Genomic DNA, 12,596 nt, shown 5'->3' with positions numbered 1-12,596 from the left:
ATGTCCCGGCAGATTGGGCAGACAAGAGCGTGACCAGATCACACTTATTAAGTGCAATTGTGCTGCAAACACCCCGATTTTCCGCACCACAAAACCGGACAATCTGTGGCATAGTGTCCGGATAACATTAAATCTAAGGGACAGAATTCCGATGAAACGCCCAGATTACAGGACGCTGCAGGCACTGGACGCGGTGATCCGCGAGCGTGGTTTTGAGCGCGCCGCACAAAAGCTTTGCATCACTCAATCGGCGGTCTCTCAGCGCATCAAACAACTGGAAAATTTGTTCGGCCAGCCTCTGCTGGTACGAACCGTGCCACCGCGTCCGACGGAGCAGGGGCAAAAATTGCTGGCGTTGTTACATCAGGTGGAATTACTGGAAGAAGAGTGGCTCGGCAGTGACAGTAACAGCGACAGTAATGATACGCCGCTGCTGCTTTCGCTGGCGGTCAACGCCGACAGTCTGGCAACCTGGCTGTTACCGGCATTGAAATCCGTGCTGGTCGATTCACCTATCCGCCTGAATTTGCAGGTTGAAGATGAAACCCGTACGCAGGAACGTCTGCGCCGCGGTGAAGTGGTCGGTGCGGTGAGTATTCAGCCGCAGCCGCTTCCGAGCTGTCTGGTGGATCAACTCGGCGCGCTGGATTACCTGTTTGTCGCTTCCAAGCCGTTTGCTGATCGGTATTTCCCGAACGGCGTCACCCGTTCCGCGCTGCTGAAAGCTCCGGCGGTTGCGTTTGATCATCTCGACGATATGCACCAGGCATTCCTGCAACAGAACTTCGATTTGTCACCGGGCAGCGTGCCGTGCCATATCGTTAACTCGTCGGAAGCCTTCGTGCAACTGGCCCGTCAGGGCACGACCTGTTGTATGATCCCGCATCTGCAAATCGAGAAAGAACTGGAAAGCGGCGAACTTATCGACCTGACGCCCGGCCTGTTCCAGCGCCGGATGCTCTACTGGCACCGCTTTGCGCCGGAAAGCCGCATGATGCGTAAAGTCACCGACGCCCTGCTGGCACACGGCCATCAGGTATTGCGTCAGGACTGATCCCCCGCCTGAGCGTCCGGTTGAAAAGCGTAAATGCGTTCAGCCGCTTTTCTCCCGGACCATCTCAATAAATGCCCGCAGGCTCGCAGGAATATGTCGGTTCCCCGAGAAGTAGATAAACAGACCGGGGATTTGCGGGCTCCAGTCTTCCAGCACCGCAATTAAACGCCCTGCTTTCAGCGCTTCATGCGCATAATTTTCAGGGACATAAGCAATCCCCAACCCGTCCAGCGCAGCTTCTGTCATCAGTTGTGTGTTATCCAGCGTCAGGCTCCCCGGAACATCTACAGCCACTTCCTGCCCGTGTTTTTGGAATTCCCACCGGTAGCGTTTTCCGCTGGGTAATCTCTGGCGTATACAGCGATGATGGCTGAGATCATCCGGCGTTTCCGGCGCGGGATGTGCAGCAAGATAGTGCGGCGAGGCCACCGCAAGAAAACGTAAATCCGAACTCAGGCGTACCGCAATCATATCCTGCGGAACGGCCTCGCCCAGCCGCACGCCGGCATCAAACCCTTGTCCGATAATATCGACCAGCCGCCCTTCAGCCACCAGATCCAGTTCAATATCGGGATAGCGCGCCAGAAACGCCGGAACAATATTACGCAATAAAATCCGGATCGCCCCTTCGCTGCCGTTTATGCGCAACTCTCCGGTCAGTTTCCCTTCTTCACCTGCCACATCTTCAAGCGCGGCATCAAGACCATTTATCAGCGGATCAAGCCGTTTGAGCAGGCGCTCTCCCGTTTCGGTCAGCGACACGCTGCGGGTTGTGCGATGCAGCAGGCGAGCGCCCAGGCGATCTTCCAGCCCGCGCATAATATGGCTGAGCGAGGAACGCGTAATGCCCAGCAGATCGGCCGCACGCCGGAAACTGCGATGCTCTGCAACGGCCATAAATGCCCTGAGTTCAGCCAGTGTCGGTTTACTCATTGGTACGATTTACCTCACCTGTTCATGCAATTTAATGGGTATTAACACAACAATAGCATTGCCCTAACCTGACTGTCTGGCATTCAGCCTCTTTAAATAAGGAACAGAAACATGGAAAAAACATGGTTTATCACAGGCACATCAACCGGTCTGGGCCGGATCCTGACTGAGCGGTTACTGGATCGCGGCGATCGCGTGGTCGCGACATTACGCCGTGCCGGTGCCCTGGACGATTTACAGGCCGCACATGGCGATCGTTTGCATATCATGATGTTAGATGTGACAGAAACACCGGCTATCAGAGCAGCCGTCGCCGAAGCGTTTGCGCTGATGGGACGTATCGACGTTGTGGTCAGCAATGCCGGTTATGGTTTATTCGGTGCCGGAGAAGAAATCAGCGACGAACAAATTGACCGTCAGATAGCCACCAATCTTGTGGGATCAATCCAGCTCATTCGCGCCGTTTTACCTCATCTACGCGCACAAGGTGGCGGCAGAATTGTTCAGGTTTCATCCGAAGGAGGACAAATCGCTTACCCAAACTTCAGCCTTTATCACACCACCAAATGGGGAATCGAAGGCTTTATCGAATCGGTCGCACAGGAAGTCGCGCCGTTTGGCATCGATTTCCTGATTGCTGAACCGGGCCCGACCAGCACAGAGTTTGGTGCCGGTCTGGATCATGCACAACCGATGGCCTGTTATGAAAATACGCCGGCAGGTGAAGTCCGCCGGGCGATTGCCTCCGGGGATTTCGCCATCAAAGGGGATGCGATAAAAACCGCCGATGCCATGATTACGGCAGCCGATACGGAGAAACCTCCGTTGCGTCTGGCGCTTGGCAGCACCGCCTATACGTCAATCAGCCGTGCATTAGCAGAAAGGCTTCGGGTATTGGAAACGCAGAAAAACATGACATTTTCAGCCGATAAAAATGCCTGAATGCCAGAAAACCCGCCGAAGCGGGTTTTTATATGGACGTCTGCAGCTCGAAGTATGAAAGATATTAGCGCTGGAGTTCGAACACCACATCCACCTGATCATCAAAGTGAATATTTTGCTGTTCGTAGGTTTCAGCGGCATCATTTTGCATCGGTGCGGCGGCGGCTTTGAACATCCGCGCAACCGGCATTGGCTGGTAGTTTGCGACGTGATAACGAATGCTGTAAACCGGCCCCAGTTGGGTGTGGAAACCTTCTGCCAGCGATTTCGCCTGCTGCGTTGCGTTTTCAATCGCTTTCTGACGCGCTTCGTCACGGAAACGATCAGGATTTGCCACGCCCAGCTCAATCGAACGGATTTCATTCAGGCCGGATTTTAATGCACCGTCCAGCAAATCGTTCAGCTTATCCAGCTGACGCAACGTCACCTGAACCTGACGCACCGCGCGGTAGCCTTTCAGCTCTGAACTGCCGTCTTTCAGGTAGTTATACTCCGGCTGCGTGCTGAGATTCGCGGCATTGATGTCTTTCTTTTCAATTCCGTTTTTCTGCAGGAAACCAAAATATTCCGCCACACGATCATCGGCTTGTTTTTTAGCGCTCGCGGAGTCTTTTGCCGACACGCTCACTTCAATCGCCAGCGTCGCGATATCTGGTGTGGCGTCAACGCTTGCCCTTCCTGATGTCACAACGTGCGGCCCGGCAGGAACTTCTGCCGCGTGCAACGCCAAAGGTAAAGTCCCTAATCCCAACATCGCTGCTACGGCCAATGCTTTCAGTTTCACAGTGCCCCCATTAATCATTAAAGATCTGGCAATAGATAGTTCAATCAATCCGCAAAACCGTAGCATAAACCGTTAAAACTGAAACTAAGATTAGTGACAAAAACCTGCTTACGTACAAAAACTCAGAATACGCCGGTCTGACGTGCCAGCTGAATGGCGATCCCCCACATGATGGTGCCGACAATAAAGTTGATGACGCGCTGCACTTTTCCGGTGTTCAGCCAGGGCGCGAGCAATGCCGCGAGAATAGCCAACCCGAAGAACCACAAAACCGAAGCACTGACCGCGCCCAGCGCAAACCACGAACGTTCATCGTGACTCAGGCTTCCGCCCAGGCTACCCAGCACGACAAACGTATCGAGATAAACATGCGGATTGAGCCAGGTCACGGCCAGCATGCTGACAACTATTTTCCAGCGACTTTGCTTTGCCACTTCAGCCTGCGCCAGTTCAGGATTTTTGCTGAACGCCGTGCGGAATGCGCCCCAGCCATACCACAGCAAAAATGCCACACCGCCCCAGCTCACCAACGCCAGCAGAGTCGGGGACTGGCTCAGCAGCGCACTGCCGCCAAATATGCCGCCGCAAATCAGCGCGATATCACTCAGTGCGCACAGAGACGCAATCATTAAATGATACTGGCGTCGAATGCCCTGATTCATCACAAACGCATTCTGCGGCCCGATGGGTAAAATCATTGCGGCGCTCATCGCCAGTCCTTGCAGGAAAATAGCCAGCACGTGAATATCCTTAAAGAGTCAATAACAGAGATTGCGCGCAGTGTAAGGGTTTTATTGTCATTAGAGGAAATGGATATTTCTAATCGGTCATTAGCCTGGCTTATTGCTGGAGCACCCGATTTTCAGGCATAAAAAAGGCGCCCGCAGGCGCCATTTGAAAAGCTGCGACGTTATTCCGCAGTCTGTGCGTTTTTATCGACAACGACCGGAGCCGCCGGGTACAAATGAACGTCCATTTGCGGATACGCGATGTTGATATTGTTCTTATCCAGCGCACGTTTGAACGATTCCAGAAGATCCCATTTCACGTTCTGGGCATCACCATTGCTGGTCCACGCGTACACAATGAAATTCAGGGTAGAGGCGGCCATTTCGTTCAGGCGCACCACGACATCTTTATCTTTCAGAACACGGCCATCGGCGGTGATGATCTCAGTCAGGATCTTCTTCACCAAATCAATATCGGAGTCATAACCCACACCAATAGTGAGATCGATACGGCTGGTCGGTTCACGTGAGTTATTGATGATGTTGCCGGCGATGATCTTACCGTTCGGTACCACAATAATTTTGTTGTCCGGCGTACGCAGAGTCGTGGAGAAAATCTGTACCTGCGTCACGGTACCCGCTACGCCGCCCAGATCCACATACTCGCCGGCGCGGAATGGACGGAAGATAACCAGCAGAACGCCCGCCGCAAAGTTCGACAGCGAGCCTTGCAATGCCAGGCCCACGGCTAAACCGGCTGCACCGATAACGGCAATCACCGAGGTGGTTTGCACACCGATCCGCCCCAGAACCGCGATCAGCGTGAACGCAATAATCGCGTAACGCACCATGGCGGAAAGAAAGTCGGAAACCGTGATATCAATACCACGCGCTTTTAAGACCCGGCTGACACCGCCTGAAACAACACGGGCAATGATCATGCCCACAATCAGAATAAAGATGGCCGCCACAATATTCACAGCGTAATTAATCAGTAACGCCTGGTTTCTCACCAACCAGTTGCCGGCATTGTTGATGCCGTCTACAACGTTCAAATCATCCATTTAATCTACCCCAAAATAAACCCTGACGGGCTGCAAGAAACCAAAGCTGCCCGTCTGAGCGGGCAGCAAGTGTTCTTTAAGGTTAACTAACAATGCGATGAAGTGCCAATTGCCAGAGGGCAAAGACTGTCAGATTAGGAATTTACGCGGCTGTTTTTCAACGGTTCCGGCGTTTTGAAAGCCTGAAGCGGCCCTCTTCCACTCAGCGTGAAGGCAGAGATCACAGTGAACGTCAGCGCCACCAATCCGAGGATAAGATATGTGCCGTGGAAACCGATACGGTCATACATATTCCCGGCGAAGACGGACATAAACATGATCGCCACCTGTTTGAAGAAGCAGAACGTCACCAGATAAATCGTCGCGGAGAAGCGCACCTCAAACACTGAAGTGATGTATTTGAAGCAGCCGACAATCAGGAACGGAACCTCAAACATGTGCAACGTTTTGAGCACCACGACTTCCAGCGGCGATGAGGCAAACGACGAGCCGATGATGCGGATCGACATAATCGTCCCGGCCAGAAGCAGCGCATTTTTCCCTCCGATGCGGTTCACGATAAGCGGTGCGAAGAACATGATGCAGGCGTTCAGCAACTCGCCCATGGTGGTGACATAGCCGAAAACGCGAGTGCCTTCGGACGATGAATCAAAGAACGAGGTAAAGAAGTTGGCGAACTGCTGGTCGAAGACATCATATGTGCAGGAGACGCCAATCACGTACAACGCCAGGAACCAGAGTTTGCGGTCTTTGAGCAGCTCAAGGGCAATCTTCAGGCTGAACGGTTTGGTGTTCGCGCCCAGTTCATTCACTACGCGCGCGGTAGACGTAACTTCCGGTTTGGCGATCAGCAAAAGGATCGCCAGAATGACCGCACAGCCGGAGCCGAGCCAGAATACAAATTCGTTATTGATGGTGAACATGATGCCGACCACCGACGCGCAAAGCGCCCAGCCGACACAACCGAACATCCGCGCACGGCCAAATTCAAAGCTGCTGCGGCGGCTGACTTTTTCGATATACGCTTCAATCGCAGGCGCACCGGCGTTGTAAATCAGGCCGAGATAAATCCCACCGACCACCGAACCGAGATAGATATTAATTTTCAGCAGCGGGCCAAACACGTAAATAAAGAACGGCGCGAAGAGAACCAGCATGCCGGTGATCACCCAGAGCAAATGCTTTTTCAGCCCCAGTTTATCGGCCAGCAGGCCGAAGACCGGCTGGAATAACAGGGAGAACAGCGAAATGCTGGCAAATATTATTCCTGTGTCACTTTTGCTGATCTGATTGATGTCGTGCAGCCAGATCGGGAAGAACGGGAAATACGCTCCCATGATGAAAAAATAGAAGAAGAAGAACAGCCCGAACATCCAAAAGTTAGTATTTTTCAGGTAATACATAAGCAGTTTCCTTACGACTGAAAGCTGCGCCGCAGCGGGTTAACGCCGCGGCGCGGGATGTCAGGCACGTTTCCAGGTGAAAGCGTAGTGATAGTGCGTTGAGGTCAGCAGGAAATCCGGGCTGACGCTCGGGCTCCAGGAATCATCACCGCCAACGCCCATATGGAAACCGTCGATGTTCAGCCACGTCCCCTCTTCTTCACGTAATAAATGGCGGTGGCTGGTGTCCATCAGCTGTTGCAGGCTGTAACGGCTCAGGCCAAAGTGGAAATTACCCTGCAGGTTCCATCCGGCATAATCCAGCTCACGGGTTTCACCACGCAGGCCGTTTTCCGTCGGGAAAACGTACGGCGTATACAAATCACCGAGAGGCAATGTCCAGCGGCCATGTTGCGCAGCCAGGCGGCGATCCGGATAGTTTTCATGCGGCCCCAGGCCCAGCCAACTGACGGTCTCAGCAGTATCTGCCAGTTGGCAGGTCATGCCGATCCGCCCCGGTGACGGCACATTTGAGGCCACGCGAACATCCGCGCTGATATACAGTTCGCCATCGTTATTGATGCGGTAAATTTTGCGGCTCAGAAAACGTGTTTCCTCCCCTGCCACGTAAGCGTGCGTAGCGATGATGACCACGCCGTCCTGCAGATGATCGGCACTGATGCTGATTAACTGGGATTCGAGCTGGTACATACCGGCAGCTTTCCAGCGTTCCACCCAGGCGTTTAGATCGATGCGTGTGACTTCGCTGACACCGATATCGTTATCCACCGGCGCACGGACAAACTGCTCACGAAGCGGAGAAAGAAGACGCGGCGTTTTGCCATCGAACCACTGTTCCAGCAGACCTCTCTGCTGGCAGAACTGCCAGCGCTGCGCACCATGTACGACAGAAATTTTGTCCCCCTGCACGTCCAGAACCGGTGCCGCTGCGGAGATTTTTTCCTGAACCGGCAGGCTCAGTGCCTGTGGTAACTGCCACTGATCCCATGCGCTGCGGTGACCTGCCTGCGACCACGCCGTCGCCTGTGGCTGATGAACGGCAACGTTCAGCCACAAATCGCCGTCTGTTTTCGGGACCGGCCCCAGTTCAAGTTTCTGCACTCCGTTCGGCGCAATATTCAGCGCCGCTTCGCCCTGCGCAATCACTTCGCCATCGCGTTCGATACGCCAGACCAGCTGTTCGTTGTCGCTGCGGCGGAACAGGTATTCGCTTTGAATTTCCAGCGTCAGGGGCGACGTGCTGACCAGTGAAAACTGGAAGAACTGCTGGGCGCGCTGCGCTTCAAACAGTGACGGATGCGGCGTGCGGTCGGCAAATACCAGACCGTTCATGCAGAACTGACGGTCATTCGGCGTATCGCCAAAGTCGCCGCCGTATGCCATATGGCGTTCACCGTTTTCGCCCGTTTTCAGCAGGCTTTGATCGACCCAGTCCCAGACAAAGCCGCCCTGCAAACGCGGGAACTGGCGGAAGGCTTTCCAGTATTTGTCGAAGCCACCAAAGCTGTTGCCCATTGCGTGAGCGTATTCGCAGAGGATTAACGGACGCGTTTCGTCCGGCATGCTGATCCACTTTTTGATGGACCATTTTGGCACCGCCGGGAATGGCTGATCCTGCTCCACGCGGGAATACATCGGGCAGATAATGTCGGTCGCCGCGCTGTTGGCGCCGCCGCCTTCGTACTGCACCGGGCGCGTCGGATCGACGGATTTGATCCAGCGGTACATCGCGTCATGATTCGCGCCGTGGCCGGATTCATTACCCAATGACCAGATAATGATGCACGGATGATTGCGATCGCGCTGAACCATGCGGGTAACGCGTTCGCTGAAAGCATTGAACCAGACCGGATCGTCCGATAACCGGTTCATCGGCTGCATACCGTGGGTTTCGATATTGGCCTCATCGACTACGTACAGGCCGTATTCGTCGCAAAGCGTGTACCACAGCGGATGGTTCGGATAATGCGAGCAGCGCACCGCGTTGAAGTTGTGCTGTTTCATTAGCACGATGTCACGGCGCATGGTCGCTTCGTCCATTACCTGGCCGTTTTCCGGGTGATGCTCGTGACGGTTAGTCCCGCGGATCAATACCGGCTGGCCGTTAACTTTCAGCAGGCCGTTACTGATTTCCACCCGACGGAACCCGACGTTGCAGGCTTCGGCCTCAATCAGCTGTCCTTGCGGAGAAATCAGGGAAATAACCGCGCGGTACAGCGCAGGCTGTTCGGCGCTCCACAAATCCGGCTGGCCGACCGGCAGGCGCAGCGTGGTTTTATCAAACGCGCAGCCGCGTTCATCAATGATTTCGCTGCCCAGCGGCTGCTGGTGTTCGGCAACTTGTTTTTCGCCCTGCCACAGCTGCACGCGAACCTGATAATCCGAGGCACTTTCCTGCGGCACGGCGGCACTGACCTGCACTTCCAGCTCAGCCTGCGTGAAACCGTGGAACAGATGCGTGCGGACCTGATAATCCGTGATCTGCTCCGCCGGTTTGTGCAGCAAAGTGACGTCGCGGAAAATCCCGCTCATACGCCACATGTCCTGATCTTCCAGATAGCTGCCGTCGCTCCAGCGCAGCACCATCACCGCGAGCCGGTTTTCACCCGCGTGCAGTACGTCGCTGAGGTCAAATTCCGCCGGTAAACGGCTGTCCTGGGAATAACCGACCCATTTGCCGTTGCACCATAAATAGAACGCAGAATTCACGCCATTGAACACAATGCGCGTCTGGCCGTTGCTCAGCCAGCCTTTATCCACATCAACTGTGAGCGAGTAACAACCTGTAGGGTTTTCTTGCGGTACAAATGGTGGATTAACCGGAATAGGATACTGAACGTTGGTATAAATCGGTGCGTCATAACCAGCCAGTTGCCAGTTTGACGGCACCTGAATCTTATCTGCATCAGTAAGATCGCGTTCCAGCCATTGCTCAGGCACGGCTTCTGGCCGGTTGAAATAGCTGAAAGACCACTCCCCGTTCAGGCAACGAACGTTAGCAGAATTCTGATTACCTCGGGCCTCTTCGCTTTCGCGCCAGCTGTTAAAAGGCGGGTGCGCCGCAAGACGGTTGTATTGCGTTGATGATGGTTTTTCCCAGTCACGACGCCCCAGAACGGTGGCCAGTGACGACAGTTTTTCATCCGCTGATAGTGTCATAATAATCCCCATACAAAATTGTTATGCGCTCACAATAATATAAACATGCGCAACGGGAACGATTAAGTAAAGCAAGGGAGTGCGGGAAAGGGACGCGGATCACAGATCCCGCGCCGGAGAAGCAAAAAAAGTGAATCAGCGCGGGCTGAGCTGGCGGGCGATGCGGAGAAGCTCCTGCGACAGGGCTTCCTGAGAAACAGCAGATTCGCCGGGTTTCGACGTTGTGTGGCGCTCCACCAGAGAGGTCGGCAATAAGAGCGACGATTGCTGCCTATCGCCATGATTATGCAGATGATCAACCAGCCGGTTGACGCTTTCATGCCCGAGCAGGCGGAAATCCTGCTTGATAGTGGTCAGCGGCGGGAAGAAAAACGCGCTGTCTTCGGTATCGTCATAGCCGATCACCGAAATCTGCTCCGGTACGCGAAGGCCGAATTCATGCACCGCACGCAGCACACCGAGCGCCATCTGATCATTGGCAATCAGGATCGCCGTAGGCCGCACCGGCTGATTGAGCAGCAATAATGCCTGCTGGTAACCGGAAGCCGCGCTCCAGTCGCCGTGTTGTACGGCACAGGGCGTAATCTGGTGCTTTGCCAGCGTACTCAGCCAGCCTTCGTAACGCAGTCGCGCAGAGATAGATTCCAGCGGGCCGGTCAGCACCGCAATTTTCTGATGCCCCAGCGCCAGAAGGTGTTCAACGCCCTGCTCTGCCCCGCAATGTGGATCGAACAGAATTTTAAAGACGTCTGCCTGCGGATCGACATCCAGGAACAGCACCGGTAAATCACCACACAGCTGCGCAATGGCGCCCGCATCATCGTTCGACAGCGGCACGTTAATCAGCACGCCATCAACGCGCTGTGACATCAGCTCATTCACCGCCGTGCGGCAGGCCGGAAGGCTCAGGTTATCAATCATCGAAATAACGACGTTAAAACCTAACTGATTAGCGCGGGTTTTCATTGCGGAAGCAATTTGTGACGGCGCATGGAGCGCGAGTTCGGTGGTCGCCAGCCCCAGCGTATAACTTTGTTTCCCGGCCAGCTGCTGGGCAACGCGATTCGGCACGTAGTTCAGCGCCGCCATGGCCTGCTCGACTTTATCCCGCGTTTTTGCGGAGACGTGCGCCGCCTGATTCAGTACGCGTGATACGGTCTGATAAGACACGCCTGCATGGCGCGCGACATCATCAAGGGTGACAGATTTTGGCTTCATGGCTCTCTCTTCGGGGGGCGGCCGGAAATACGTAACGGGCTATTGTGTCTGGAAAACAGGCAATAAAAAAGGGGCCGAAGCCCCTTTGACGATTATCCTCACATTCCGGTGGTCAAGCACCGGAAGGGTAAGAATTACAGTACGTCGATTGCGTTCAGTTCTTTGAATGCCAGTTCCAGGCGAGTCACCATGGAAGACTGTGCAGAACGCAGCCATACGCGCGGGTCATAGAATTTCTTGTTAGGTTTGTCCGCGCCTTCCGGGTTACCCAACTGACCTTGCAGGTAAGCTTCGTTTTTCTTGTAGAACTGCAGAATACCGTCCCAGTTTGCCCATTGGGTGTCGGTATCGATGTTCATTTTGATAACACCGTAGCCTACAGATTCTTTGATTTCTGCTGCAGTAGAACCGGAACCGCCGTGGAATACGAAGTTCAGGCTGTTGTGTGGCAGGTTGTGTTTCTTGCAAACGTATTCCTGAGAATCGCGCAGAATCGTTGGAGTCAGTTTAACGTTACCTGGTTTGTACACGCCGTGTACGTTACCGAATGACGCAGCGATAGTGAAACGCGGGCTGATTGCGTTCAGTTTTTCGTATGCGTAATCAACGTCTTGTGGCTGAGTGTACAGTGCAGATGCGTCCATATGGCTGTTGTCCACGCCATCTTCTTCACCACCAGTACAACCCAGTTCGATTTCCAGAGTCATATCGAGTTTTGCCATGCGAGCTAAATACTTGCTGCAAATTTCGATGTTTTCTTCCAGAGATTCTTCAGACAGGTCGATCATGTGAGAAGAGAACAGTGGTTTACCGGTTTTCGCGAAGTGAGCTTCACCCGCGTCCAGCAGACCGTCGATCCATGGCAGCAGTTTTTTCGCGCAGTGGTCGGTGTGCAGGATAACTGGCACGCCGTAATGTTCTGCCATCTGATGTACGTGGTGTGCGCCAGAGATTGCACCCAGGATTGCCGCGCCTTGTGGCACGTCAGTTTTCAGGCCTTTACCTGCGATGAACGCAGCGCCACCGTTAGAGAACTGAACGATAACCGGTGAACGGACTTTCGCAGCAGCTTCGAGAACGGCGTTGATTGAGTCGGTGCCTACGCAGTTAACCGCTGGCAGTGCAAATTTGTTTTCTTTAGCGATAGCGAAAACTTTCTGTACATCATCACCAGTGATAACGCCTGGTTTTACGAAATCAAAAATTTTAGACATAGTTCTTTGTCCTGTATTCGTCGGCCGTAGATGGATTGAATCGGTTTGCTATGTCGCGCGAGTTCCACTGTGCAGCCCCCCGCGCGGCAAAGAAGAA

General features: G+C 54.0%; 10 protein-coding genes. 2 read left to right on the top strand and 8 right to left on the bottom strand.

What is annotated here, in order from left to right; translation table 11 throughout:
• The first annotated feature begins 151 nt into the window (after window positions 1-151).
• Window positions 152-1,054 (top strand): LysR family transcriptional regulator ArgP, encoded by a 903-nt coding sequence (locus tag CWS43_RS02890; RefSeq protein ID WP_101075345.1) that lies wholly within the window; start codon window positions 152-154, stop codon window positions 1,052-1,054.
• A gap of 39 nt (window positions 1,055-1,093) precedes the next feature.
• On the opposite strand, the gene CWS43_RS02885 is transcribed toward CWS43_RS02890, so the two are convergent.
• Entirely contained in the window at window positions 1,094-1,987 is an 894-nt protein-coding gene (locus tag CWS43_RS02885; protein ID WP_101075344.1) for a LysR family transcriptional regulator, read from the bottom strand.
• Between the two features lie 111 nt (window positions 1,988-2,098).
• Between CWS43_RS02885 and CWS43_RS02880 the strand changes: the two genes are divergently transcribed.
• On the top strand, window positions 2,099-2,929 hold the full coding sequence (locus tag CWS43_RS02880) for an SDR family oxidoreductase (RefSeq protein WP_101075343.1): 831 nt from the start codon (window positions 2,099-2,101) through the stop codon (window positions 2,927-2,929).
• 64 nt (window positions 2,930-2,993) lie between these two features.
• Here the strand turns inward: CWS43_RS02880 and CWS43_RS02875 are convergent, their stop codons facing one another.
• From CWS43_RS02875 to fbaA, 7 genes are all read right to left on the bottom strand, one after another.
• Complete coding sequence (locus tag CWS43_RS02875; protein ID WP_198555758.1) at window positions 2,994-3,713, bottom strand: oxidative stress defense protein; 720 nt, start codon at window positions 3,711-3,713, stop codon at window positions 2,994-2,996.
• A 122-nt stretch (window positions 3,714-3,835) separates the two neighbouring features.
• A complete protein-coding gene (gene argO, locus CWS43_RS02870) occupies window positions 3,836-4,453 on the bottom strand; it encodes an arginine exporter ArgO (RefSeq protein WP_101075341.1) in 618 nt (205 codons plus the stop codon).
• Between the two features lie 170 nt (window positions 4,454-4,623).
• Entirely contained in the window at window positions 4,624-5,505 is an 882-nt protein-coding gene (gene mscS, locus CWS43_RS02865; RefSeq protein ID WP_101075340.1) for a small-conductance mechanosensitive channel MscS, read from the bottom strand.
• A 134-nt stretch (window positions 5,506-5,639) separates the two neighbouring features.
• A complete protein-coding gene (locus CWS43_RS02860) occupies window positions 5,640-6,908 on the bottom strand; it encodes an MFS transporter (protein WP_101075339.1) in 1,269 nt (422 codons plus the stop codon).
• A gap of 60 nt (window positions 6,909-6,968) precedes the next feature.
• Entirely contained in the window at window positions 6,969-10,067 is a 3,099-nt protein-coding gene (locus CWS43_RS02855; protein WP_101075338.1) for a beta-galactosidase, read from the bottom strand.
• A gap of 135 nt (window positions 10,068-10,202) precedes the next feature.
• Window positions 10,203-11,285: a LacI family DNA-binding transcriptional regulator gene (locus CWS43_RS02850; RefSeq protein WP_101075337.1), complete on the bottom strand. Its 1,083-nt coding sequence runs from the start codon at window positions 11,283-11,285 to the stop codon at window positions 10,203-10,205.
• Window positions 11,286-11,419: 134 nt separating this feature from the next.
• Window positions 11,420-12,499, bottom strand: a complete 1,080-nt coding sequence (fbaA, locus tag CWS43_RS02845; protein ID WP_056773197.1) for a class II fructose-bisphosphate aldolase — start codon at window positions 12,497-12,499, stop codon at window positions 11,420-11,422.
• Between the last annotated feature and the right edge of the window lie 97 nt (window positions 12,500-12,596).

This window comes from Rahnella sp. AA, from assembly GCF_002834385.1.
Lineage (GTDB): Bacteria > Pseudomonadota > Gammaproteobacteria > Enterobacterales > Enterobacteriaceae > Rahnella.
The sequence above is the reverse complement of the archived record's forward strand: the minus strand, read 5'-3'. Positions and strand labels throughout refer to the sequence as shown.

Bases quoted from the DNA above. Each gene is read 5' to 3' on its own strand.
- CWS43_RS02850 (WP_101075337.1), bottom strand. From the start codon at position 11,285: ATGAAGCCAAAATCTGTCACCCTTGATGATGTCGCGCGCCATGCAGGC.
- CWS43_RS02880 (WP_101075343.1), top strand. From the start codon at position 2,099: ATGGAAAAAACATGGTTTATCACAGGCACATCAACCGGTCTGGGCCGG.
- mscS (WP_101075340.1), bottom strand. From the start codon at position 5,505: ATGGATGATTTGAACGTTGTAGACGGCATCAACAATGCCGGCAACTGG.
- CWS43_RS02890 (WP_101075345.1), top strand. From the start codon at position 152: ATGAAACGCCCAGATTACAGGACGCTGCAGGCACTGGACGCGGTGATC.
- CWS43_RS02860 (WP_101075339.1), bottom strand. From the start codon at position 6,908: ATGTATTACCTGAAAAATACTAACTTTTGGATGTTCGGGCTGTTCTTC.
- CWS43_RS02885 (WP_101075344.1), bottom strand. From the start codon at position 1,987: ATGAGTAAACCGACACTGGCTGAACTCAGGGCATTTATGGCCGTTGCA.
- CWS43_RS02855 (WP_101075338.1), bottom strand. From the start codon at position 10,067: ATGACACTATCAGCGGATGAAAAACTGTCGTCACTGGCCACCGTTCTG.
- fbaA (WP_056773197.1), bottom strand. From the start codon at position 12,499: ATGTCTAAAATTTTTGATTTCGTAAAACCAGGCGTTATCACTGGTGAT.